Below are 23,634 nucleotides of genomic sequence, written 5' to 3' on the forward strand. Positions count from 1 at the left end.
ACGCGGTGCGCGAAGCCCGCCGCCGCGCCAAGAATGCGCGCCGGTTCTGGACCAAACCCACCGCCGACGGGATGGCGCAGGTCGCGGCGACCATGTCGGCCGAGGACGCGCAGATCGCCGCCGCGGCGGTGACCGCCCTGGCTACGTCGGTGTGCGGACATGATCCGCGGACCACCGGGCAGCGCGAGTCCGATGCGTCGTTCGCGCTGCTGACCGGAAACCCGTTCGAGTGCCTGTGCGGCTCGGCCGAGTGCACCGCCGCGATTCCCGAGCCCGCCACCACGCCACCCTCGACGGCGGTAGTCATCCACGTCGTCGCCGACGCATCCACCGTCGCCGGCACCGCCGAACACGCCGGGTTCCTCGCCGGCCACGGTGTGATCGCCGACGAACACGTGCGCGACCTCGTTGCCCGCCCCGACGCGGTCATCCGGCCGCTGATCCCGAATGGGACGCCGGAGAACCCGGACGGCAGTTTCACACTGCACGCGCACTCGGCGGACAACCCGTACCGGCCCTCCACCGCGCTGGACACCTTCGTGCGCATCCGGGACGGCTACAGCGTGATCCCCGGTGACGCCACCTCGGCATTCGACGCCGACCTCGATCATGTCGACGAATTCGACCATATCGACCCGGCATTCGGCGGTCAGACCACCGCCGAAAACATCAATGCCAAAGGCAGATTCGGGCACCTGCTCAAAACGTTCGGGATGTGGGTCGACGACCAGATGCCCGGCCCTGACGGCACCACCATCACCGAGTTCACCACGCCCGAAGGCCTGATCATCCCCGGTGAGCCGGAAACCCTGGAGAACCTGCTCCCCGGACTCTGGCGCATCAGGTTCAAAAGCCCACCGGCGAAAGAGGATTCGGAGGAACACGGTACACCACCGGCGACGACCCTACCGCCCGCTCGCAGGCAGAGCCGGGTGGCGAACAAGCACGCCCGACGCCGCCGAGAACGGGAGCGCAACCGCCGACGCCGCGGGTAGGGCTCAGAAGTCCCAGTCCTCGTCCTCGGTGTTGACGGCCTTGCCGATGACATAGCTCGAGCCCGACCCGGAGAAGAAGTCGTGGTTCTCGTCGGCGTTCGGCGAGAGCGCGGACAGGATCGCCGGGTTCACGTCGGTGTCGTCCTTGGGGAACATCGCCTCGTAGCCGAGGTTCATCAGGGCCTTGTTCGCGTTGTAGCGCAAGAACTTCTTGACGTCCTCGGTCAGGCCGACCTCGTCGTAGAGGGCTTCGGTGTAGTCGGACTCGTTGTCGTAGAGCTCGAAGAGCAACTCGAAGGTGTAGTCCTTGAGTTCGGCGCGACGTTCGGCTGACTGCACCTCGAGACCGCGCTGGTACTTGTAGCCGATGTAGTAGCCGTGCACCGCCTCGTCGCGGATGATGAGACGGATCAGGTCGGCGGTGTTGGTGAGCTTGGCGCGGCTCGACCAGTACATCGGCAGGTAGAAGCCGGAGTAGAACAGGAACGACTCGAGCAGCGTCGAGGCGACCTTCCGCTTGAGCGGATCGTCGCCGCGGTAGTAGTCCATGACGATCTGCGCCTTGCGCTGCAGCTGCTCGTTCTCCTCCGACCAGCGGAACGCCTCGTCGATCTCCTTGGTGGAGCACAACGTCGAGAAGATGGAGCTGTAGCTCTTGGCGTGTACCGACTCCATGAACGCGATGTTGGTGAGCACCGCCTCCTCGTGCGGTGTCGTGGCATCCGGGATGAGCGATACCGCTCCGACCGTGCCCTGGATGGTGTCGAGCAGTGTCAGCCCGGTGAACACCCGCATGGTGAGTTGCTTCTCGTACGCGGTCAGCGTGCCCCAGGACGGGATGTCGTTGGAGACCGGCACCTTCTCCGGCAGCCAGAAGTTGCCGGTGAGGCGATCCCACACCTCGGCGTCCTTCTCGTCGGGCACGCGGTTCCAGTTGATCGCCGAGACCCGGCTCACCAGCTTGATGGGTGCGCCGTCGGCGGGACTGTGGGTTCCTGCGGTCATGCTGATCGCCTCCTGCGGCGGGTGTGATGGGCGGGGAGTCATTGCACGTGGACGAGATCGAGAATCGGTTCGACCAGCGACGCATCGCCGACGACGTCGAGGTCTTTGTACGATCGCCGGTGCCACAGCATGAGATCGAGGTCCGAGACCGGACCGCGCACCGCGACATCGGCTTTCGCGTGTTCCCGACGATGATCGAAGCCGTCGGCGGTGACCTCGATCAGCCATTCGGCATCCGGCGCGTCGGTGGCATGCAGGTGCAGCGTGTGGCCGACGAGTTCGGCCGGTACACCGGGACCGAAGCCGATGAACCGCGACGCGAACACCTCGAGCCACTCGTCGATCCCGTCGGTGGCCAGCGCGGCGTCGATCGGCCGCTGCTCCCCCGGCCGCATCGCCGACTCCAGATCCCAGCGATGCACCGCGAGTTCGTTGGCCTGCCGGCGATACCAGAACGCGACGGTGCCGTCGCCGACGAACGTGCGAGCCGGTTCGCCGGGATCACGGCCGGTGAGTGCCTCCATGATCAGGTCGCGGCCGTCGACGTACCAGTCGACGACCGCCGCGCCCTCGGGCACCGGGATGCCGTCGTACCCGCGGTAGAGGCGGGTGCCCTCGACCTTGTCGGCGGCCCACCGGTGCACGGCCCCAACATGTCCCAGCAGATCGTGCACGGTCCAGTCCGCGCACGTGGGTACCGGGAGCTCCATGGCGTCGGCGGGAGTCGCCGCCAGCACCGCACTCTCCTGCCCGATCGCCGCCATCCAGTCGTCGGGGTTCATCGTGTCCGTCCGCTCACAACATGCACGAGACGCAGCCCTCCACCTCGGTCCCCTCGAGCGCCATCTGCCGGAGCCGGATGTAGTAGAGCGTCTTGATGCCCTTGCGCCACGCGTAGATCTGCGCCTTGTTGACGTCGCGGGTGGTCGCGGTGTCCTTGAAGAACAGTGTGAGACTCAACCCCTGGTCGACGTGCTGTGTCGCCGCCGCGTAGGTGTCGATGATCTTCTCGTACCCGATCTCGTATGCGTCCTGGTAGTACTCCAGGTTGTCGTTGGTCAGGTAGGGGGCCGGGTAGTAGACGCGCCCGATCTTGCCTTCCTTGCGGATCTCGATCTTCGACGCCACCGGGTGGATGGAACTCGTCGAGTGGTTGATGTAACTGATCGACCCGGTCGGCGGCACCGCCTGCAGGTTCTGGTTGTAGATGCCGTGGGCCTGCACCGATTGCTTCAGCTCCCGCCAGTCGTCCTGGTTGGGGATGTGAATCCCGGCCTGGCCGAACAGATCCCGCACCTTCTGGGTTTCCGGCTCCCACGCCTTGTCGATGTATTTCGCGAAGAACTCACCGCTGGCGTACTTCGAGTTCTCGAAGCCGACGAAGGCCCGGCCGCGCTCCTTGGCGATCTTGTTCGACGCCCGCAACGCGTGGTAGAGCACCGTGTAGAAGTAGATGTTCGTGAAGTCGATGCCCTCCTCGCTACCGTAGTGCACCCGTTCCCGGGCGAGGTAGCCGTGCAGGTTCATCTGGCCGAGGCCGATCGCGTGGGAGTCGTTGTTGCCCTTCTCGATCGACGGCACCGACGTGATGGCGGTCTGGTCGCTGACCGCGGTCAGCCCACGGATCGCGGTTTCGATGGTCTGCCCGATGTCCGGGGAGTCCATCGTCTTGGCGATGTTGAGCGAGCCGAGGTTGCACGAGATGTCCTTGCCCACTTGGGCATAGGACAGGTCGTCGTTGTAGCGCGACGGCGTGGACACCTGCAGGATCTCCGAGCACAGGTTGGAGTGGGTGATCTTGCCCTCGATCGGGTTCGCCCGGTTCACTGTGTCCTCGAACATGATGTACGGATAGCCCGACTCGAACTGCAACTCAGCGAGCGTCTGGAAGAACTCGCGCGCCTTGATCTTGGTCTTGCGAATCCGCTTGTCCTCCACCATCTCGTGATAGGTGTCGGTGATGTTGACGTCGGCGAACGGTTTGCCGTAGACGCGTTCCACGTCGTACGGGCTGAACAGGTACATGTCGTCGTTGGCCTTGGCGAGCTGGAAGGTGATGTCCGGGATCACCACGCCGAGCGACAGTGTCTTGATGCGGATCTTCTCGTCGGCGTTCTCCCGCTTGGTGTCGAGGAAGCGGTAGATGTCGGGGTGATGCGCGTGCAGGTACACCGCGCCCGCCCCCTGACGTGCGCCGAGCTGGTTGGCGTAGGAGAACGAGTCCTCGAGCAGCTTCATGATCGGGATGACACCCGAGCTCTGGTTCTCGATCTTCTTGATCGGGGCGCCGTGCTCGCGGATGTTGCTCAGCAGCAGCGCGACACCACCGCCGCGCTTGGACAGTTGGAGAGCCGAATTGATCGATCTACCAATGGATTCCATGTCATCTTCGATGCGAAGAAGAAAGCAACTGACCGGCTCACCGCGCTGCTTCTTCCCCGAGTTGAGGAACGTCGGCGTGGCCGGCTGGAACCGCCCCTCCATGATCTCGTCGACCAGATTGCGGGCCAGCGCGGTGTCACCATCGGCCAGCGTGAGCGCCACCATGCACACCCGGTCCTCGAACCGCTCGAGGTAGCGCTTGCCGTCGAAGGTCTTCAGCGTGTAGCTCGTGTAGTACTTGAACGCCCCGAGGAAGGTCGGGAAGCGGAACTTCTTGGCATAGGCGTGGCCGAAGAGCAGTTTCACGAACTCGCGGTCGTATGCGGCCAGCACCTCGGGTTCGTAATAGTTCTCCTCGATGAGGTAGTCGAGCTTCTCGTCGAGGTCGTGGAAGAACACCGTGTTCTGGTTGACGTGCTGCAGGAAATACTGGTGGGCCGCTTCGCGATCCTTCTCGAACTGGATCTTGCCGTCGTTGTCGTACAGGTTGAGCATCGCGTTGAGCGCGTGGTAGTCGAGCTCACCCGGCTCGTGTCCGGACGGACCGGCATGCACCCCCGACTGGCTGGCGGATGCGGTGTCAGAGACGGCGGCGGTTGGCGACACGAAGACTCCCGGGATCGATGTGAGGATGTATGTCTGTGTGAGAACGAAGCTAGCGCGTGGGTCCGACAGGATTTCAGGCCCGCGCGGCGCCGACGACGGCTGCGGCCGGATCGGCGAATGCCGCACTCGCGGCGAAATCGGTGAGCCCCCGGCGCACCCGCTCGACGTCGTCGGCGGTGCCCATGAGCTCGAAGCGGTACAGATACGGCACCGAACACTTCCGCGCGATGATGTCGCCGGCGTAGCAGAACTCCTCACCGAAGTTCGTGTTGCCGGCCGCGATGACCCCGCGGATCAGTGATCGATTGTGCTCGTTGTTGAGGAACTTGATGACCTGCTTGGGTACATAGCCCGCCCGGTCACCGGTGGCCTTGCCGCCACCGTAGGTCGGGCAGACGAGCACATACGGCTCGTCGACTCCGAACGCGCCGGGATCGCCGACGATCGGGATACGCGCGGTGCGCATGCCCAGCTTGTCGACGAACCGGCGGGTGTTCTCCGAGACCGACGAGAAGTAGACGATCAACGGCAACGGGGCCGGCATGGCATCCACCTCCCGACGGTGTCTCGTCTGCGAATGGTTGATCGGCGCGATGATCCGGCTTCCCCTTCGGATCGCGACGCCGGTCGTCTGCTGCTCAGGCCGCCTTGGTCGCCAGCGCCTTGATCCGGTCCAGCCGGAAACCCGACCAGTGCTCGTCTCCGGCCACGACGACCGGAGCCTGCAGGTAGCCCAGCGCCATCACATAGTCACGCGCCTCGTCGTCCTGGCTGATGTCCACGACCTCGTACTCCAGGCCCATCTTGTCGAGCGCCTTGTAGGTCGCATTGCACTGAACGCAAGCCGGCTTGGTGTAGACGGTGATGCCCATGGAATCTCCTCGCTTGGTGATGTCAGCAGCAGTCGGTAGCTCTGGAACCCTCTGGTTGTCCCAACCCAGTCCAACGCCGTGACGTGCAGTTTCCCACCGTGAAGATTGTGATTCGCATCACGCTCTCCCTGCCTCTTCCGATCGACTTTCCGGCCTCTCGGACGTCCGCCGCGTTGGTAGTCAAAACACTACACCTAGTGGGTGACATTTCCCCCGACCACAACAACTTGTGAATAACATTCGTGAAACTCGCAGGTCGGAGGCCTGTGCACGATCACGAACCCGGCGTGTCCGGCGTGTCGTCCACAACTTGTCCCGTATCACTCCACAAACAACGCCGAGCAGTCCACAGGTAGTCCACTTCCCGACACGCCGAGCAGAAAAAGTCACCCCACCGATCCCCCTCGTTCTCCGCTGCGATGGGGGAACGAGAGCGATCGGTGGGGTGGGACATCGGCGAGGCACACGGCCGGATCAGACGGCCGGGTCACCCTGCCGATCAGTCGGCGATGCCGATCAGTCGGCGATGCCGATCAGGCGGCGACGGCCACCTCGGCGACGAGGCGCTCGACGGCCGAGACGACCTGCTCCACGACGGCGGCGTCGGTGACACCGGCCTCGCCGAGCGTCCCGGTGGCGATGCCGACCTCGATCTCCTCGATCACACGACCACCGGCGATGCCGACGGACTTGCGGCTGTCCTCACGCGACCAGGTTCCGGCGAAGCGACCCAGCGCGGCACCGATGACGCCGACCGGCTTGCCCGAGAGCGCACCGGCCCCGTAGGGCCGCGACAGCCAGTCGATGGCGTTCTTCAGGACCGCCGGAATGGTGCCGTTGTACTCGGGGGTCACCAACAGCACCGCATCGGCGCCACCGACCTGCTCACGCAACTCGGCAACACCCGCGGGCAGCGCGGCGCCCGAATCGGCCGACGGATCGTCGTCCTCGTTGTAGAACGGCAACGCGCCCAACCCCTCGACGATGCGCACATTGACCCCGGACGGTGCGTTGGCGACGGCGACCTCCGCCAACTGCCGGTTGATCGACGCCTTCCGCAGGCTTCCCACCAGCACGGCGATCTCCATGGTGCGTTCGGTCACGGAATACTCCTTGTTCTCGATGACGTTTAACAGGATGACTAACCGGACCGCGGTCCGATTAATTCCGATCCATCCCCACGCGTTAGGCTCATCACATGTCGAATGGTTCCGACGGCAATCTCATCCGCCTCCGACTGACCGGGAGCGTGGACACCGAGCGAGCCGACGCTGCGCGGAATCGGCAGCTGCTGCTGGCCGCGGCGCAGAACCTCATCGACAACCACGGGGCCGCGGCGGTCACCATGGACGCGGTCGCCCGCGAGGCCGGCGTCGGCAAGGGCACCGTGTTCCGTCGGTTCGGCAGCCGCACCGGCTTGATGCACGCCCTGGTCGATCACTCGGAGTCGCAGATCCAGCAGGCGTATCTGTCCGGTCCGGTGCCGATGGGCCCGGGCGCGCCACCGCTCGACCGTCTCCTCGCGTACGGTCGCGCACGCCTGAAGATGACCATCGATCATCTCGACATCCTGCTCGAGGCGGTGGCCCCCGACGGCGACACGCTCGCCCACCCCGCCTACGCGGCGTCGAACCGCCACGTGCAGATCCTGTTGGGGCAGCTCGGATTCGGTGATCGCATCGACGTCGTCGCGGTCGCCATCCAGGCGCCGCTGGGCGCACCCGCGGTCAAGCACCTCATCGACGCGCTGGGCCTCGACTTCGAGACCATCGTCGCGGAGTGGGAACAGATGGTCCGCAGCCTCGTCGTCGGCACCACCCGCTGAAGACCGGACCCCATCCCGCATCCCGTTCGGCGGGCCGCGACAGGACCAGTCGGGTGAGTGCTCGCAAACCACTCACCGCGCGCCACCGGCGCGACGGTTCTAGCCTGATGGGGCACACCTCGGGGCTCAGCGGAAGGAACGCGACGTGAAGGCTGTCATCATCGGCGCCGGGATGGGCGGCCTGTCCGCCGCCATCGCCTTGAAGCAGATCGGCGTGGATGTCGAGGTCTACGAACAGGTCACCGAGAACAAGCCCGTCGGTGCGGCCATCTCCGTGTGGTCCAACGGGGTCAAATGCCTGAACTATCTGGGCCTGGAGTCGGAGGCCGCCGAGCTCGGCGGGATCGTCGACACGATGTCCTATGTGGACGCCCACACCGGGGACACGCTGTGCCGGTTCAGCATGCAGCCGCTGATCGACGAGGTCGGCCAGCGACCCTATCCGATGGCCCGGGCCGAGTTGCAGCTGATGCTGATGCAGGCCTACGGCCTCGACGACATCCACTTCGGCAAGAAGATGGTCTCGGTCAGCGACGGCCCGGACGCGGCGACCGTCGAGTTCTCTGATGGCACAACAGATTCCGCGGACCTGGTGATCGGCGCGGACGGCGCCAAATCGCTCACACGAGAGTATGTCCTCGGTGGTCCGGTGACACGCCGGTACGCCGGGTACGTCAACTTCAACGGCCTGGTCGAGGTCGACGAGGAGATCGGGCCCGCCACCGAGTGGACCACCTATGTCGGAGATCACCGCCGCGTCTCGGTGATGCCGGTGGCGCAGGGCCGCTTCTACTTCTTCTTCGACGTGCCGATGCCCGAGGGGGAACCGTTCGAGCGCGGCACGGCGCGCGAGGTGCTGAGCACGGAGTTCGCCGATTGGGCGCCGGGGGTGCAGGCGCTCATCGAGAAACTCGACCCGGCCACCACCAACCGGGTGGAGATCCTGGATCTCGATCCGTTCCACACCTGGGTCAAGGGCCGGGTCGCGGTGCTCGGCGACGCCGCGCACAACACCACCCCCGACATCGGCCAGGGCGGGTGTTCGGCGATGGAGGACTCCGTGGCGCTGCAGTTCGCGTTCCGCGACCATCCCGACGACGTGTATGCGGCGCTGGCGGCCTACGAGGCGTCGCGCACCGAACGGGCCGGCGATCTGGTGCTGCGCGCCCGCAAACGCTGCGACGTGACCCACGGCAAGGACCCGGTCGCCACCCAGGCGTGGTACAACGAACTGCGAGATGAGGACGGCACCAACATCATTCGCGGCATCGTCGGCAACATCATGGGCGGCCCGCTCACGTCGTGAGCCGAGCCCGCGGCGGTCACCCCGACGGCTCCGCGACAGCACGGCCATCGGCATCGGGTGAGATCCCGTCGTGGGCGACGAGTGCGGCGGTCCGCGACAGCGACGGGCCCGGCATGAGCAGTCCGATCATCGACCACGGCGCCCGCGCCGGGGTGTCGCCGAGGCCGAGGATCCGTCCGGCGGCGGCGTTGGCCACGCCGAAGCGGACGCCGACATCGGAGATGAAGTACCGGGATTCGGCACGGCCGCTGTCCAATTCGGAGCCGGTGACCTGAATGTATTCGCCCGAACCCGGACGCAGGTAGACCGCGTCGACGCCGGGTCCCGCACCGTCGGCGGAGGTCACGGCGACCGGCGTGGCTCCGGGCGGCAACGGCAGCGCGCGGCCGAGCAGGAGGCGGGTGGTCGCCGTCGGCTCGTCGGCCCCCCGCGACCAGGTCTGACACACGGTTCCCGCCGCCCTTGCATCAACGAGATCCGGTGCGCGCCTGGGGAAATCGCCGACCGGGAGGCTTGTCATGGTCCGGACGGCGGCCACCAGACCGGGCGCGAGGGCCGGCACCGGCGCGCCGTCGCGGTGATCGGCGAGCCGCAGGATCTCGGCCGTCGCCTCGCTGATCTGCTGGACGCCGCCGGCGAGCACGACGTAATAGGTCGTCCGGTCGTCGACGCCGACCGTCTTGATGACCGAGCCGACCCGCACCGCGTCCGACGGGAGCGGACCAGGCTCACCTCCGCCGTCGATCACGGGTACGGCGAGGGGCGCCACCTCCTCGACGGTGTTGAGGAGCCCGGGACTGATGGCCCGGGGCACGACCCCTTCGAGGTGCAGCGCACGCATCACCGCGACACTGGCCGTGTCCACCGCCGCACGGACCGCGACACGCTCGTCTCCGCGATCGATCGTGTAGATCAGGTATGTCGTTGCGCCGCTGGTCACCAGCAGACCGTCGTCGTCGGATGCGGCGTCGATCCCGCGGCCGAGGACCGGACGGTCGCCGATGACCGTCAGCTCGGTTGATTCGCCCGCGGCATCGGGCGAGGTGCGCGCGGTGTCACAGACCGACCAGTACGACCGCCCGGGATGAGCGGAGGCCGGCAGCGCGGAGGGTGCACCGGGAATGCCGAGCAGTGGGCCGCGTGGGTAGGCGCCGAGCTTGCCGTCGCTCACCGTCGCGGGACTCTCCGCACTGCCGGTGACGAGCCGGGCGGACGCAAGGTTGAGCACCGGATGCAGGGTGCCGTCGACGAGCACGTAGGTGCCACCGCCGGTCCGGCTGACCACGATCGTCGCGTCGCCCACCGACCCCTGCGGCCGGATCAGCGCCCACACGCCGCAGCCACCGAGCAGCATCAATCCGAGCACGCCGCCCACGACCAGCGCCTGCAGGTGCGCGCGCATCGGGTCGTGCAGCATCCGGACATCGCGCCGGACGAGTGCGTGCTCGAGTCGTCGCACCAGAAAGCGATAGCCGTTGACCTGTGCCTTGGTCGTGAGCTGCCGGGCCATCGATCCCCCTCGACATGGTGCGGTGCACCGCCTCTGACCTGTGGATGAACGGACCGCCGACGGTTCGACGCGTAGTAGCGTAACCGGCAATTGCGGCGCGGGGGCCTGCCTGCTCGCCCCTGTGGACAAGGGGAATCATGACGAACCGAGACACCCCGGTGCTCGACCCGACCCCGACGACGGTGGCGTCGGTGGGCGGGTCGGCCCTGCGTCGGGGGCTGCCGGTGGGGTCGCTGGTCGTCGTCGAGATCGTGCTCGCCGCCGGCCTCGCGGCCTGGGCGATCATCGGCGGCCGACCGGGCGTCACCGCGATGATCGTCGCCGCGGTGGCATCGTCGACGCTGCTCCCGGTGCGCGGCGGACAGTCGATCGTCGGCCGCGGCGCGCGACGTGCCGGCTTCCGCTGGGCCCGCTCCCGTCGCCGCCCCAAGACCCTCGCGCCGCCGCCCTTCGACATTCCGCTCGCCCGCGCATGTGTCCAGGCGACAGACGGCATGACCATCGGTGCGCGGTGGGTCGCCGACACGCTGATCACCGTGCTGCGAATCGCACCCATGTCCCCGACACCGACCTACCTCACCCCGCGGGGCGCGTCCGTCGCCGACCCGGTCGGCCAGACCGTCCCGCTGACCGCGCTGGCCGAGTGCATCGATAGGTACGACGTCGCGCTCGACTCGATCGAGGTGATCAGCCACGGGGTCCGTACCTTCGGGGCGGGTCCGGCGGCGCAGAGCTACCACCGCACCCTCGGACCGCTGCCGGCGACGGCGCATCGATCGGTGTTCGTGGTGCTGCGACTCGATCCGCTCACCTGCGCCGACGCGGTCGCCCGCCGCGGTGGAGGTGCCGTCGGCGCGTTGCGCGCCGCCACCGTCACGACCCGCCGCATCGCGAACCGACTGGCGGAGAACGGGTTACGGGTCTCGATCCTCGACGCCGCGCAGATCGCCGCGGTCACCGGGCAGCTCGCCGAGGGTGTCCGGATCGGCGATCTCGACGAGCAGTGGGACGCGATCGAGGCCGGCGCGCTGCGTTTCCGCAGCGCCGCCGTCGACCCGACGATGCTGCCGTCGGTCCTCACGTCGGTGTGGGCCAACGCCGCACTGTCCACCACTGCGACCATCAGGATGCGGCACGATGCCGCCGGGCGCCTCGAGGTCAGTGGGCTGATCCGCGTCGCCGAACGTCCCGACGCGGGCCGCGTCGTCGGCACCTGGCCGCCGGGCCTGACACCGCTGGCCGGCCACCAATTCGATGCGCTCGCCGCGACTCTGCCGATCGCGGTCTCCGCGCGCCTCGATCGCCGACTCCCGGCGGTACTAGGCGATGCCGCGGCGGACATTCTGCGCGCGGTGCTCCTGCCGGCCGGCGGCTGCGGGCAGCTCATCGGCGCCGATCACGCCGGGCGGGCGGTTGCCGTGCCGCTGCTCGGACCAGACGTGCGGTCGGTCGCGGTCGCGGCCACGTCCCGCCTGATTGCCCAGATCGCGGTGCGCGCCATCGCCATCGGCGCGGCGGTCACGATCCACACGGTGCGCCCGGCGCACTGGCGGGCGATGGTCGCGGCCGTCGGCGATCCGCGAGTGCTGGCGCTCGGTACCGATCGGGTCTCCCCCTCACCGGGGCATCGGGTGATCATCGTCGACGGTGTGCCGGACCCACCGCCCGAACCGCACACGACCCGGATCACCGTCGTGGCGCCGGGCGATCGCGTCGCAGCGGCCACCGATCCCCCGGCCACCGATCCCCCGGTCACCATCGAACAGAATCCCGATGCGCCAGAAGAGATTCTGGTGACCACGCCAACAGAACGGGTGCGCGTGCGGATGGTGGCCACCGCAGACGAGTGGGATCTGGCCGGTCGCGCCGGAAGCGCCACCGGGTACCGATCTCAGTCCGGCGCGCCGACCGGTACCAGCGCCCGGAAGAACACCGCCCGCGACGACGCCGCCCGCACCACGACGTCGGGTTCGTCGTCGGTGATCCACAACGCCCGGCCGGCGGGCACCGCGGTCACCTCACCGCCGGCCGACCGCGCCTCGATCGTGCCGTGCAGCACCGCGAGGATCTGGGGTCCGGGCATGTCGAAGCAGATCGACGACGCGTGATGCATTCCGGTGCCGTCGAGTTCGACTCGCGACAACCGGAATTCGGGTGCGGGCGTGAGATAGACGCGTTCGTCACCGACCGTACGGATGGGCGGGGACAGGTCGGACGGTTCGGCGGGGGTGAAATCGAGCACGCGCAACAGTTCCGGGACGTCGATGTGTTTGGGGGTGAGGCCCCCGCGTAACACGTTGTCCGAGTTGGCCATGATCTCCACCCCGGTACCCCGCAGGTAGGCGTGCAGGTTGCCGGCCGGCAGGTAGAGCCCTTCACCGGGTTCGAGGTGAATCCGGTTGAGCAACAACGACGCCAGCACGCCGGGGTCGCGTGCATAGTCCTCGCCGAGTTGCAGCACGGTGCGCAGTTCGGGGGCGAACTCCGTCTCCCCCGCCCCGAGTACCTCCACCGCGGCACCCAGCACCGCGGGCACCAGAGTCGCTATCAAAGCGTCCGGAAGCGTCAGCCACGTGGTGAACAGCGCTCGCAGGCCTTCCGAATCCGGTTGCCCGGCAAGCATTCCCAGATACGGATCGAGTTCGGATACCTGCAGCTGACGTAACAGCTCGACCGTCGCGACGGGATCGCGGAAGCCGGCGAGTGCCTCGAACTCGGTGAGGGCGACGATGAGCTCGGGCTTGTGCCACGGGTCACGATAGTTGCGGTTCGTCGCGTCGAGCGCGAGCCCGTGCGCGTTCTCCCGCTCGAAGCCCTCGCGCGCCTGCGCCGCGCTCGGATGCGCCTGCAACGACAACGGCTCCTCGGCGGCGAGCAGCTTGAGCAGAAACGGCAGCCGGCCGCCGAACCGTTCCGCCGTCGGCGCACCCAACGTCGCGGTGCGGTCGGAGTCGATCGCCGACAGCAGATCGGTGTCACCGGTCCCGTCGTCGCCCAGACACTCGGCCGGGCCGGCCGGGTGGGCTCCGAACCACAGCTCGGCCTCGGGATGTGGCGACGGGACGGTCTTGCCCCGCACCGACGCGATCGCGGTGCGCGAACCCCACGCATAGGGGCGCACCACCCCCTCCAGAATCCGCATCACAGTCAGTTCCTGATCAATCTGAGATACACGGCGGCCATCTCGATTCGTAACAACAGCAACAGCAACGACATCAGGTCGGCGGGCGCATCGGCGGCGATGTCCTCGTGGCCGAGCGGCGGTAGCGGAGGGGCCGCCGCGGGCCCTCCGACGTCATCGCCGACGAGGACTTCGACGTCGCCGACACCCTCGAGACGGTGGCGGACGTACCATTCCCGCGCCGGTGTGGTGGTGACGAACACTCGTGGGGGGACTTCCGGTGGCGGACCGTCGATCTCGGGGTCGTAGAAGATCGAATCGGTCGACGACGTCCCGGTGCGCACCGACCATTCGCGCGCCATCCGCGCGACGTCGCCGATCTGGGCGGCCGCGCTCATCACACCGGCCAGTGCGACCAGGGTGCGTGCCGCGTGGACGGCCACCACCGACGTCCCGGCGGTGTCGCCGACCCACACCGACGGTGGGCCGTCGAGCCGCGCGGCCAGCAGTTTCGCCCGGTTGTGAAAGCTCTCGTTGCCGGGGTGGTTGGCGCCCGCCTCGTCATCGAGGGCATCGGCGAGTTCGGCCACCTGCGGCACCTTTCCGGTGAAACGGACCGCGGACAGCGACGAGAACACCGCGAGCAGCGCCGCCACGAAACCGGGGAACCGGAACCGGGGGTCCACGTGCACCCGCGGCGAGAGGTCGATCCCACTGCCGCCCAAGGCATCTCGCAGTGGCCCTTCGATCGGCGCGGCCACCACGACCTCGGCACGACGCCGCAGCGACCGGGCCGCGGCATCGGCCAGCGACTTCTCGCCCGCGTCGTCACCGGCGAGGACCACCACGTCGAGGGGGCCGATCCAGCCGGGCAGAACCGGGGCGTAGACGATCGGGACATCCACGCGCGCGCCGATGGCGGCGATCACCAGATGGGCGGCGGGCGTCGCCGCGCCGGCCGAACCGCAGACGATGACCACGCTTCGCGGCCGGAGGTGAGACAGGGGTTCGAGCACGCCCTCGCGCTGCGCCTCGGCCACCGACCGAACCTGCGCGCCGGCGGATGCGACAGCCGGCAGGAGGCCGTCCACATCGGCGGCGATCAGCTCCTCGACATCGTCGAGATCGGGGGCACCGGTACGCATGACACCACCCTAACGCGCGGCGGGTGGCGCGGGTCAGTCGATCGGATCCGGCAGCACTCTCAGATGCCCACGACGTCCCGGACGCGGTGTGTTCGAGCGTGATGTGCGCCGGGGGGCTTCGTCGCCGACCGGCGTCTCGACGGGCCGGCCGGGGATCCGGTTGGCGCGATGACGGCCGGCCGCACCGTCGTCGGTTCCCTCGAACAGGTCCGGCCACCGCTGGGTCGTCGGCACGCGTCCGGCGTTGCCGACCTCGCGGACGGCCTCGGCCAGGGCGGTGAGTTCGTGGTCCTCGGCGACCGGGGCGGAGAAGCCGCGCTCGCTGCGCAGCATCTCCCAGCCGCGGGGCACGGTGATCCGACGGGCGTGGTCTTCGCAGAGATCCCACGAGTGCGGCTCGGCGCTGATCGCCAGCGGACCGATGACCGCCGTCGATTCGGCATACACAAAGGTGAGGGTCGCCACCGCGGAGCGGGCGCAGCCGGGCCTGCAGCACTGTCGGGGTAGCTTCACGCAGTCGAGGTTATCCCCCCGGCCGCCCGGGGGCGACGACGACACGCGCAGCCGGAAACGACCGTGACGACCCGCCGCCGACCCACGCGCGAGCGCCGCGACGGCGAACTACACTCTCGGCATGCGTTTCGATCCGCACCGAGCCTCCCGCGGGCGTGCCGACGACCCGCGCGGCCGGGACCGGGGACGGGCCGCCGAGGGCCGCACCCGCGGTGTACCGCGGGCGGAGAGTCCCCGTGTCGCCCGGCCCGCTCGGGTCCGTGACCGGCGCGGGCGGGGCCTGCGCTCACCGCTGCTGCCCCAGTACGTTCCGGCGTTCACCAGCCGCGCCGACGAGTTCGACGCCGTCGCGCTCGAGGCGTTCGCGGAGATCGACTCCCGGTGGCACGACCAGCTCGCCGGCCTCGACATCGCCGTCGACGACATTCCGCGGATGCTGCCGCGTGACCCCGAGTCGATCCAGTGGCCGGACGAGGTGACGGCCGACGGCGCGGTACCGCTGGCGCGGTTGATACCGGCCGGCGTCGACACGCTCGGGCATCCGACGCGGGCCCAGATCATCCTGTTTCGCCGACCGCTGGAGATCCGCGCCAAGCGCGGCGCGGATCTGCTGGAGTTGGTTCACGAGGTGCTCGTACAGCAGGTCGCGACCCACCTGGGCGTCGACGAGGACATCGTCGACCGTGGGCCGGAGTGACCGGCGCACGCCGATCCCCGACATGACGACGCGGCGGGCCCCGTCGGGGACCCGCCGCGTCGACGTCCAGGTTCAGATGATGCCGCGCTTGAGCCGCCGGCGCTCACGCTCGGACAGCCCGCCCCAGATCCCGAAGCGCTCGTCGTTGTGCAACGCGTACTCCAGGCACTCGGATTTCACCTCGCACCCCTGGCAGATCCGCTTGGCCTCGCGTGTCGATCCACCCTTCTCGGGAAAGAACGCCTCCGGATCGGTCTGCGCGCAGAGCGCACGGTCCTGCCACTGTTCCTCGACGGAGTCGAAGAGATCGTCGAAGTCGTTGGGCACCAACGAGAGATGACGCCGCTGCGGCCACGACGCATCGCCGTCGGGGTCCGGCAGCGATGACGGGCACGCCGCGGCGGCCGAATCACCTGCTACCCCAAGGTGATTCACGCCGAGCTCGGCCCCGGCAAGTAGTGGATTCGAAAAATTGCGTGGTTCAAGGGGATTGCCGATCGGGTTGTCGAAAGCCATCGTCGGCGCCTCCTAGCTCGAGAGTCTGTCAATTCCAGTCTTCGTCGTTCTGCGATGCACCCGGCCGCCCTGCCGCCACACCACCGCACCCACACCGTCGATCTTCACCGTGTGTCCGGGCGCTCCACCCACCGAGCCGTTCGAACACCTGATCGAAACCGTTGCGCTCCTTCGGTTCTCGATCGCGAACCCGGAATGACACTGATGTGATTAGACACGCTCGGCACAGGTGCGGTCAAGTTAAAGCGAAAGATTCCTTAATACCATCTTCAGTCGATCACCGATCGTCTCGACACGGGGGCGTGTCACAGTCGCCGCGAATCTCACAGGTGGGCCTCTCTCCGGCGAACCGTGACCCATCGTAGCGAATCGCATCGGTGTGATTCGCCGGCGCTCGTCCGGGGCCGGCCGGTGCCCGTGGATCCGCAGGTGACCACCGTGCCGTTCGCCGTGCGGTGCGCGGTCACTAGAGTGGCGGTGTGAAAGTGACGGTCCTCGTCGGTGGTGTCGGCGGCGCGCGATTCCTCTCCGGCGTACGCGAATTACTCGGCCCCACACCTTTTCCCGACATCGCGGATGAGTCCGCCGGTGTCGACGGGAGTCGTCGGGCCGGGCGACATGAGATCACCGCGATCGTGAATGTCGGCGACGACGCCTGGATGCACGGCGTGCGGATCTGCCCCGACCTCGACACCTGCATGTACACCCTCGGCGGCGGCATCGACCGCGAGCGCGGCTGGGGGCGCGTCGACGAGTCGTGGCATGCCAAGGAGGAGTTGGCGGCCTACGGTGCCGACCCCGACTGGTTCGGTCTCGGCGACCGGGATCTCGCCACCCATCTGATCCGCACCCAGATGCTCGACGCGGGCTATAGGCTCTCCGATGTCACGGCCGCGCTGTGCCGGCGCTGGCAACCCGGGGTGCGCCTGTTGCCGGCCACCGACGACCGCCACGAGACCCACGTCGTGGTGGCCAAGCCGGACGGTACCGACGACGAACGGATCGCGATCCACTTCCAGGAGTGGTGGGTGCGCCACCGCGCCAAGATCCCCACTTTCGGTTTCGCGCAGGTCGGTTCCGACGACACCGCCGCGGCCCCGGGTGTCGTCGACGCCATCGCGTCGGCCGACGTCGTGCTGCTCGCCCCCAGCAACCCGGTCGTGAGCATCGGGGCCGTCGTGAGCGTGCCGGGTGTGCGGGCCGCGCTGCGGACCACGTCGGCACCCGTCGTCGGCATCTCCCCGGTGATCGACAACCGCCCGCTGCGTGGCATGGCCGACGAATGCCTGGCGGTGATCGGGGTCGAGACGTCGGCCGAGGCGATCGCGGCGCACTACGGGGCGCGCAGTGCCAACGGCATCCTCGACGGCTGGCTGATCGCCGAGGGCGACCACGCCGCCGTCGACGGGATCGCCGTGGGCCACGCCCCCCTGCTGATGACCGACCCCGCGACGACGGCCCAGATGGTGCGTGACGCCTGCGCCCTGGTCGGGGTGGCCACCCCGCCGGGCAACGTCGGCGCCGATGCGGCCGAGCGCGCATGAGCGTCGGTCGACCCGGCGATCGGCATGCCGCCGATCACCGCGCGGAGGGCGCACTCGAGATCCGGCCCGTCACCGGTCTCGGCGAGTTCGGACCGGACAGCGACATCGCCGCCGAACTGCTGTCCGCGGCACCATGGCTGCGCGACGGTGACGTGGTGGTGGTCACCAGCAAGATCTTCTCCAAGACCGAGGGCCGGATGGTCGCCGCACCCACCGATCCGGAGGAGCGGGATGCGTTGCGGCGTAACCTCGTCGACGACGAATCGGTTCGGGTGCTGGCCCGCCGGGGCCGCACGCTGATCACCGAGAACCGGATCGGCCTCGTCCAGGCCGCGGCCGGCGTCGACGGATCGAATGTGGCCGCCGACCAGTTGGCGTTGCTGCCCGTCGACCCGGACGCCAGCGCCGCGCGGCTGCGCGCACGCCTCGCCGACGCCGGCGGAATCGATGTCGCGGTGGTGGTCACCGACACCATGGGCCGGGCCTGGCGCACCGGCCAGACCGATGTGGCGATCGGCGCGGCGGGTATCCGCGTGATCCATCCGTACGAGGGGTCGGTCGACGCCTACGGCAACCCGCTGATCGTCACCGAGATCGCCGTCGCCGACGAGATCGCGGCCGCCGCAGATCTGGTGAAGGGCAAACTGACCGGCGTCCCGATCGCCGTCGTGCGCGGACTCGATCCGGTCGACGACGGTTCGGCCGCGTCGGCTCTGGTGCGGCCCGCCGACGAGGATCTGTTCCGGCTCGGCACGGCCGAAGCCATCGAGCAGGGTCGTCGCGAGGCGATCCGAACCCGGCGCTCGGTCCGCGCCTTCGCGTCCGGCGCCGTCGACGCCGACATCATGCATGCCGCCTTCGCCGACGCCCTCACCGCACCGGCACCCCATCACACGCATCCGGTGCGGTTCGTGTGGGTACGGTCGGCGGACGCGCGCACGACGCTGCTCGATGCGATGACCGCCGCGTGGCGTGCCGACCTCGAAGGCGACGAGAAGACATCGGAATCGGTCGCCAAGCGACTGCGCCGCGGCCGCATCCTGTACGACGCACCCGAATTGGTGATCCCGTTCCTGACGCCCGAGGGCCGGCACGCCTACCCCGACGAGCGCCGCAACGACGCCGAGCACACGATGTTCACCGTGGCCGGCGGCGGCGCGGTCGCGGCCCTGCTGATCGCGCTGTCGACGCGCGGCGTCGGCAGCTGCTGGGTCGGCTCCACGATCTTCGCCCCACCGGTGGTCCGCACCGCGCTCGACGTCGACGACGACTGGGAACCGTTGGGCGCGATAGCGATCGGATGGCCGCTCGACGACGCGCCACTGCGTCCGGCCGCCCCGACCGACGGGCTGGTGATCGAGCGATGAGTGCCGACGGGCTTCGGAGATCGACGATCGACGCGCTGCAGCAGTGGGCGGCGCCCGACCCCGAACAGGACTCGCTGCGCCACACCTATCTCGCGTTCCTCGACGCGGCACCCGACGGATGTCTGCGCGCCTCGGTGCCCGGACACATCACCGCCTCGGTCATCGTGTTCGACGCGACCCTGCGTCACGTACTGCTGACGCTGCACCCGCGCGTGGGCCGATGGATTCAGCTCGGCGGCCACTGCGAGGCGACCGACCCGACGCTGCGCGATGCGGCCGCCCGTGAGGGGGCCGAGGAGTCGGGGTTGGGAGATCTGACGCTGACCGCGGCACCGGTGCATCTGCACACGCATCCGATCACGTGCTCGCTCGGCGTGCCGACCCGGCATCTCGACGTGCGCTTCGCCGCCGTCGCCGCACCAACCGCCGACGGTGATCCGCCGCCGGTGATCTGCAGCGACGAGTCGGTGGATCTCGCGTGGTGGCCGGTGGACGCGCTGCCGGCCGGCGCCGGCGACGTGACGGTCCTCATCGCACGCGGCCTCGCCGCGTGCCGCGCATCCCGATCGGACTGACGGCCGCGCCGGCGGATCAGACCTGGATGCCCTTGCCGACGGTGACCACGCCACCGCCGCTGACCGAGAAGCGTTCGCGGTCGGCGTCGGTGTCGACCCCGAGGTGCGCACCGTCGCCGACGACGACGTTCTTGTCCAGGATCGCCCTTCGGACCACCGCACCCTTGCCCACCCGGACACCGGGCATCAGCACGCTGCCCTCGATGATCGCGCCGTTCTCCACCATCACGTTGGACGACAGCACCGAATCGCGAACCGTCGCAGCCGAAATGATGCATCCGGCCCCGACTACCGAATCCTGCGCGAGCCCGCCCTGCACGAACTTGGCCGGCGGCAGATTCTCCATCTCCCCGCGGATCGGCCAGCGCCGGTTGTAGAGGTTGAAGATCGGGTGCACCGAGACCAGGTCCATGTGGGCGTCGTAGAACGCGTCGAGTGTGCCGACGTCGCGCCAGTAGCCCTTGTCCCGTTCGGTCGCGCCGGGCACCTCGTTGTACTTGAAGTCGTAGACGAACGCCGAGCCCTTGCTCACGAACGCCGGGATGATGTCGCCGCCCATGTCGTGGTCGGAGTCGGCATCGGCGGCGTCGGCGCGCAGGGCCTCGACGAGCGCATCGGTGGTGAACACGTAGTTGCCCATCGACGCGAAGGTGGCGTTCGGATCGTCCGGGGTGCCGGGCGGATCGCTCGGCTTCTCCAGGAAGCGGGTGATCTTGGCGGACTCGTCCGCGTCGATGCACCCGAACGCGAACGCCTCCGACCGCGGCACCCGAATCCCGGCGACGGTGACGTCCGCACCGGAATCGATGTGTGCCTCCACCATCTGCGACGGATCCATCCGGTACACGTGATCGGCGCCGAACACGACGATGTATTCCGGCTTCTCGTCGGTGATCAGATTCATCGACTGGAAGATGGCGTCGGCGCTGCCGGTGTACCAGCGCGGCCCCAGACGCTGCTGCGCCGGGACCGGCGTGATGTATTCGCCATGGAAACCCGACGCCCACCACGTCTGCGAGATGTGCCGGTCCAGCGAATGCGACTTGTACTGCGTGAGTACGCAGATCCGTTCATAGCCGGCGTTGACGAGGTTGGACAACACGAAGTCGATGAGGCGGTATGCACCGCCGAACGGGACCGCGGGTTTCGCGCGATCGGCCGTCAAGGGATACAGGCGTTTTCCCTCGCCGCCTGCGAGAACTATTCCGAGCACGTGCGGCTGTGATCTCACAGTCACCAACTTAACCGGCATCGAACCTCTGGGCTAGGCGAATCGGCGTGCTGGGCAAGCCAGTTTCACACATCGTTGGCGAAGTCGGGGTGTTGGCGTTAGCGTCATGCCCATGAGGGTGGCGATGATGACCCGGGAATACCCACCCGAGGTGTACGGCGGAGCCGGTGTGCACGTCACCGAGTTGGTCCGGCATCTGCGGGCGTTGACGACCGTCGACGTTCATTGCATGGGTGCCGACCGCGAGGGCGCCCACGTGTATCAGCCCGATCCCGCGCTGGCGGGCGCGAACGCGGCGATCACCACGCTGTCCACGGATCTGCGGATGGCGGTGGGCGCCCAGGGCGCAGACCTGGTGCACTCGCACACCTGGTACACCGGTCTCGCGGGTCACATCGCGGGTCAGTTGTACGGGGTACCGCACGTGCTGACCGCGCATTCGCTGGAGCCGAGCCGGCCGTGGAAGGCCGAGCAGCTCGGCGGCGGATATCGGGTGTCGAGCTGGGTGGAACGCAACGCCGTGGAATACGCGGACGCCGTGATCGCGGTGAGTTCCGGCATGAGCGCCGAGGTGTGCCGCACCTATCCGCGGCTCGATCCGGACCGAGTTCACGTGGTGCGCAACGGTATCGACACCACGGAGTGGTATCCGGTGGACGATCCCTTCGGCCCCGACTCGCCGCTGGTGTCATTGGGCGTCGACCCGAACAGGCCGATCGCGGCGTTCGTCGGACGCATCACGCGCCAGAAGGGTGTGGCGCATCTGGTAGCCGCCGCACACAGTTTCGATCCGTCGATTCAGCTGGTGCTGTGCGCGGGAGCGCCCGACACCCCGGAGATCGGCGCCGAGATCGAGGCCGCGGTGGCGTCACTGTCGGAGTCCCGCGACGGCGTGTACTGGGTCCGCGAGATGCTTGCCCGCCCCAAGATCCGCCAGATCCTCACCGCGGCAACGGTTTTCCTGTGCCCGTCGGTGTACGAGCCGCTGGGCATCGTGAATCTCGAGGCGATGGCCTGCAACACCGCCGTCGTCGCATCCGCGGTCGGCGGCATCCCGGAGGTGGTCCGCGACAACGTGACCGGACGCCTGGTCCCCTATGACCCGGCGGATCCGCGGGCGTTCGAAGCGGGGCTCGCCGAGGCCGTGAACGCCGTCGTCGGCGACCCGGAGGCGGCCGCGGCCATGGGTGTCGCCGGGCGGGAACGCGCCGAGGCCGAGTTCTCCTGGGAGACCATCGCCGAGCAGACCCTGGCGGTCTACACCTCGCTGTTGGGTTGATCGGCGCGCAGCCGACAGGTGGTGACGGTGACCGAGACGGACACGTCGACGGGTGCGGTGTCACCGGCGGTCAACGCGTCTGCAGCCGAAGCGATCTCGTCGATTCCCCGGTGAAAGGCGGAGGGCCCCATCGCGACGAGGTCGGTGATGGTGCCCGAACGCAGGGAGTGGGTGACCCGCACCGCCTGCTCGTCGACGATGTCGAAGGCACCCGACACCGCGGCGGCCAGCCGCGTGTCCTTGTCGGCCCCGACGCTCAACATGCGCATCGGGTGGACGATCTCGGCGAGGTGATCCGGTTCGGGGGTCACCACGACGAGGATGCCGTTCGGTCGGAGCGCGCGTGCGAACTCGTCGACGTTGCGAGGCGAGAAGATCGAGAGCACCGCATCGAGCGATGCGGTGCGCACCGGCAGCGGGCGCCAGATGTCGGCGACCACCCCGGCGGCCCGGGGGTGAGCGCGCGCGATGGCGCGGGCGCAGTACTTGGAGAGGTCGATGCCGATCCCGTGGGCCTGCTCGTCCGCCGCGAGCGCGGCGGCCAGGTAGTGACCGGTGCCGGCCCCGGCGTCGAGGATGACGCCCGCGCCGGGTGACGGCCGGGACCGGGCGACGACACCGGCGGCCGCGGCGGCCACCGGGGTGAACAGGCCGGCGTCATGTACCCGACGCCGTGCGGCGACCATCTCCGCGGTATCCGAGCGGTGTGGCGTCGACCGACCGTCGATCAGTGAGACATAGCCTTGTCGGGCGATGTCGAACCGATGCGCGAAACCACAGCTCAGGGACCGCTGGTCGGCGGAAACGGTGAGGCCGTCGCCGCAGACCGGGCATCTCAGGGCGGACTCGACGTCGGCCAGCGATGCCGTCCGACGGTCCGGGTCGTTCAGCCGGTGACCCCGCGGAGTTCTTCGCCCAGTGCGGCCGCCTCGTCGGCGGTTAGTTCGACCACGAGACGCCCACCGCCTTCGATCGGAATCCGGACAACGATTCCACGTCCTTCCTTGGCCGCTTCGAGGGGGCCGTCCCCAGTACGTGGCTTCATCGCCGCCATTCTCGAACTCCTTCCAGAGCCTTTTCACCGAGTGCAATAACACCCGAGCATCGGTCGGGAATGCTGCAGGTGCCACGACAATGATACGTGT

At 68.4% G+C, this 23,634-nt stretch carries 22 protein-coding genes and 1 pseudogene; 9 read left to right on the forward strand and 14 right to left on the reverse strand.

The window, feature by feature from the left end; translation table 11 throughout:
* On the forward strand, nucleotides 1-995 hold a 995-nt coding region (locus ACWDTI_RS22950), incomplete at its 5' end, for a DUF222 domain-containing protein (protein ID WP_449740439.1).
* A gap of 3 nt (nucleotides 996-998) precedes the next feature.
* Here the strand turns inward: ACWDTI_RS22950 and nrdF are convergent.
* From nrdF to ACWDTI_RS22980, 6 genes are all read right to left on the reverse strand, one after another.
* The gene (nrdF, locus tag ACWDTI_RS22955; protein WP_449740440.1) at nucleotides 999-2,000 is read right to left on the reverse strand and encodes a class 1b ribonucleoside-diphosphate reductase subunit beta; all 1,002 of its coding nucleotides are present in this window, start codon (nucleotides 1,998-2,000) and stop codon (nucleotides 999-1,001) included.
* Between the two features lie 38 nt (nucleotides 2,001-2,038).
* Nucleotides 2,039-2,782: a maleylpyruvate isomerase family mycothiol-dependent enzyme gene (locus ACWDTI_RS22960; protein ID WP_449740441.1), complete on the reverse strand. Its 744-nt coding sequence runs from the start codon at nucleotides 2,780-2,782 to the stop codon at nucleotides 2,039-2,041.
* A 13-nt stretch (nucleotides 2,783-2,795) separates the two neighbouring features.
* The gene (nrdE, locus tag ACWDTI_RS22965) at nucleotides 2,796-4,988 is read right to left on the reverse strand and encodes a class 1b ribonucleoside-diphosphate reductase subunit alpha (protein ID WP_449740442.1); all 2,193 of its coding nucleotides are present in this window, start codon (nucleotides 4,986-4,988) and stop codon (nucleotides 2,796-2,798) included.
* Between the two features lie 73 nt (nucleotides 4,989-5,061).
* The gene (nrdI, locus tag ACWDTI_RS22970; protein ID WP_449740443.1) at nucleotides 5,062-5,532 is read right to left on the reverse strand and encodes a class Ib ribonucleoside-diphosphate reductase assembly flavoprotein NrdI; all 471 of its coding nucleotides are present in this window, start codon (nucleotides 5,530-5,532) and stop codon (nucleotides 5,062-5,064) included.
* A 94-nt stretch (nucleotides 5,533-5,626) separates the two neighbouring features.
* Nucleotides 5,627-5,860 carry a glutaredoxin-like protein NrdH gene (nrdH, locus tag ACWDTI_RS22975; RefSeq protein WP_449740444.1) on the reverse strand — a complete coding sequence of 78 codons (234 nt, stop codon included), beginning with the start codon at nucleotides 5,858-5,860 and terminating at the stop codon, nucleotides 5,627-5,629.
* Nucleotides 5,861-6,393: 533 nt separating this feature from the next.
* Nucleotides 6,394-6,963 (reverse strand): NAD(P)H-dependent oxidoreductase, encoded by a 570-nt coding sequence (locus tag ACWDTI_RS22980; protein ID WP_449740445.1) that lies wholly within the window; start codon nucleotides 6,961-6,963, stop codon nucleotides 6,394-6,396.
* Nucleotides 6,964-7,058: 95 nt separating this feature from the next.
* Between ACWDTI_RS22980 and ACWDTI_RS22985 the strand changes: the two genes are divergently transcribed.
* Together ACWDTI_RS22985 and hpxO are read left to right on the forward strand one after the other, a co-directional pair.
* Nucleotides 7,059-7,685: a TetR/AcrR family transcriptional regulator gene (locus ACWDTI_RS22985; RefSeq protein ID WP_449740446.1), complete on the forward strand. Its 627-nt coding sequence runs from the start codon at nucleotides 7,059-7,061 to the stop codon at nucleotides 7,683-7,685.
* A 145-nt stretch (nucleotides 7,686-7,830) separates the two neighbouring features.
* The gene (gene hpxO / locus ACWDTI_RS22990) at nucleotides 7,831-8,991 is read left to right on the forward strand and encodes an FAD-dependent urate hydroxylase HpxO (RefSeq protein ID WP_449740447.1); all 1,161 of its coding nucleotides are present in this window, start codon (nucleotides 7,831-7,833) and stop codon (nucleotides 8,989-8,991) included.
* Nucleotides 8,992-9,007: 16 nt separating this feature from the next.
* Here the strand turns inward: hpxO and eccB are convergent, their stop codons facing one another.
* Entirely contained in the window at nucleotides 9,008-10,501 is a 1,494-nt protein-coding gene (gene eccB / locus ACWDTI_RS22995; RefSeq protein ID WP_449740448.1) for a type VII secretion protein EccB, read from the reverse strand.
* Between the two features lie 137 nt (nucleotides 10,502-10,638).
* Between eccB and eccE the strand changes: the two are divergent.
* Nucleotides 10,639-11,724: pseudogene (eccE, locus tag ACWDTI_RS23000) on the forward strand (type VII secretion protein EccE); the annotation flags it as partial.
* 668 nt (nucleotides 11,725-12,392) lie between these two features.
* On the opposite strand, the gene manA reads toward eccE, so the two are convergent.
* Genes manA through ACWDTI_RS23015 form a run of 3 tightly spaced genes read right to left on the reverse strand, consistent with a single transcriptional unit; the run spans nucleotide 12,393 to nucleotide 15,280 of the window.
* Nucleotides 12,393-13,643: a mannose-6-phosphate isomerase, class I gene (gene manA, locus ACWDTI_RS23005; RefSeq protein WP_449740449.1), complete on the reverse strand. Its 1,251-nt coding sequence runs from the start codon at nucleotides 13,641-13,643 to the stop codon at nucleotides 12,393-12,395.
* A 5-nt stretch (nucleotides 13,644-13,648) separates the two neighbouring features.
* Entirely contained in the window at nucleotides 13,649-14,767 is a 1,119-nt protein-coding gene (locus tag ACWDTI_RS23010; protein ID WP_449740450.1) for a hypothetical protein, read from the reverse strand.
* A gap of 33 nt (nucleotides 14,768-14,800) precedes the next feature.
* Nucleotides 14,801-15,280 carry a DUF3499 domain-containing protein gene (locus ACWDTI_RS23015; protein ID WP_449740451.1) on the reverse strand — a complete coding sequence of 160 codons (480 nt, stop codon included), beginning with the start codon at nucleotides 15,278-15,280 and terminating at the stop codon, nucleotides 14,801-14,803.
* A 121-nt stretch (nucleotides 15,281-15,401) separates the two neighbouring features.
* Here ACWDTI_RS23015 and ACWDTI_RS23020 point away from each other — a divergent pair, with 121 nt between their 5' ends.
* Complete coding sequence (locus tag ACWDTI_RS23020; RefSeq protein ID WP_449740452.1) at nucleotides 15,402-15,977, forward strand: metallopeptidase family protein; 576 nt, start codon at nucleotides 15,402-15,404, stop codon at nucleotides 15,975-15,977.
* Nucleotides 15,978-16,049: 72 nt separating this feature from the next.
* On the opposite strand, the gene ACWDTI_RS23025 is transcribed toward ACWDTI_RS23020, so the two are convergent.
* Nucleotides 16,050-16,307, reverse strand: coding sequence for a WhiB family transcriptional regulator (locus tag ACWDTI_RS23025; protein ID WP_449740529.1), 258 nt, complete (start codon nucleotides 16,305-16,307; stop codon nucleotides 16,050-16,052).
* 665 nt (nucleotides 16,308-16,972) lie between these two features.
* Between ACWDTI_RS23025 and cofD the strand changes: the two genes are divergently transcribed.
* The 3 genes from cofD to ACWDTI_RS23040 are packed head-to-tail and all read left to right on the forward strand — an operon-like array spanning nucleotide 16,973 to nucleotide 19,979.
* On the forward strand, nucleotides 16,973-18,037 hold the full coding sequence (gene cofD, locus ACWDTI_RS23030; RefSeq protein ID WP_449740453.1) for a 2-phospho-L-lactate transferase: 1,065 nt from the start codon (nucleotides 16,973-16,975) through the stop codon (nucleotides 18,035-18,037).
* Nucleotides 18,034-19,404, forward strand: a complete 1,371-nt coding sequence (locus tag ACWDTI_RS23035) for a coenzyme F420-0:L-glutamate ligase (RefSeq protein WP_449740454.1) — start codon at nucleotides 18,034-18,036, stop codon at nucleotides 19,402-19,404. The genes cofD and ACWDTI_RS23035 overlap by 4 nt, the downstream gene beginning before the upstream one ends.
* Complete coding sequence (locus ACWDTI_RS23040; protein ID WP_449740455.1) at nucleotides 19,401-19,979, forward strand: NUDIX hydrolase; 579 nt, start codon at nucleotides 19,401-19,403, stop codon at nucleotides 19,977-19,979. The genes ACWDTI_RS23035 and ACWDTI_RS23040 overlap by 4 nt, the downstream gene beginning before the upstream one ends.
* Before the next feature lie 16 nt (nucleotides 19,980-19,995).
* Here ACWDTI_RS23040 and glgC read toward each other — a convergent pair whose 3' ends face one another.
* Nucleotides 19,996-21,210, reverse strand: coding sequence for a glucose-1-phosphate adenylyltransferase (glgC, locus tag ACWDTI_RS23045; RefSeq protein ID WP_449740456.1), 1,215 nt, complete (start codon nucleotides 21,208-21,210; stop codon nucleotides 19,996-19,998).
* A 112-nt stretch (nucleotides 21,211-21,322) separates the two neighbouring features.
* On the opposite strand from glgC, the gene glgA reads away from it, so the two are divergent.
* Nucleotides 21,323-22,489 (forward strand): glycogen synthase, encoded by a 1,167-nt coding sequence (gene glgA, locus ACWDTI_RS23050; RefSeq protein WP_449740457.1) that lies wholly within the window; start codon nucleotides 21,323-21,325, stop codon nucleotides 22,487-22,489.
* On the opposite strand, the gene ACWDTI_RS23055 is transcribed toward glgA, so the two are convergent.
* Nucleotides 22,468-23,379, reverse strand: coding sequence for a putative RNA methyltransferase (locus ACWDTI_RS23055; protein WP_449740530.1), 912 nt, complete (start codon nucleotides 23,377-23,379; stop codon nucleotides 22,468-22,470). The genes glgA and ACWDTI_RS23055 overlap by 22 nt on opposite strands.
* A complete protein-coding gene (locus ACWDTI_RS23060) occupies nucleotides 23,376-23,543 on the reverse strand; it encodes a DUF3117 domain-containing protein (protein ID WP_004019232.1) in 168 nt (55 codons plus the stop codon). The genes ACWDTI_RS23055 and ACWDTI_RS23060 overlap by 4 nt, the downstream gene beginning before the upstream one ends.
* Nucleotides 23,544-23,634: the final 91 nt, after the last annotated feature.

The sequence above is a fragment of the Gordonia sp. NPDC003424 genome (genome assembly GCF_053588655.1).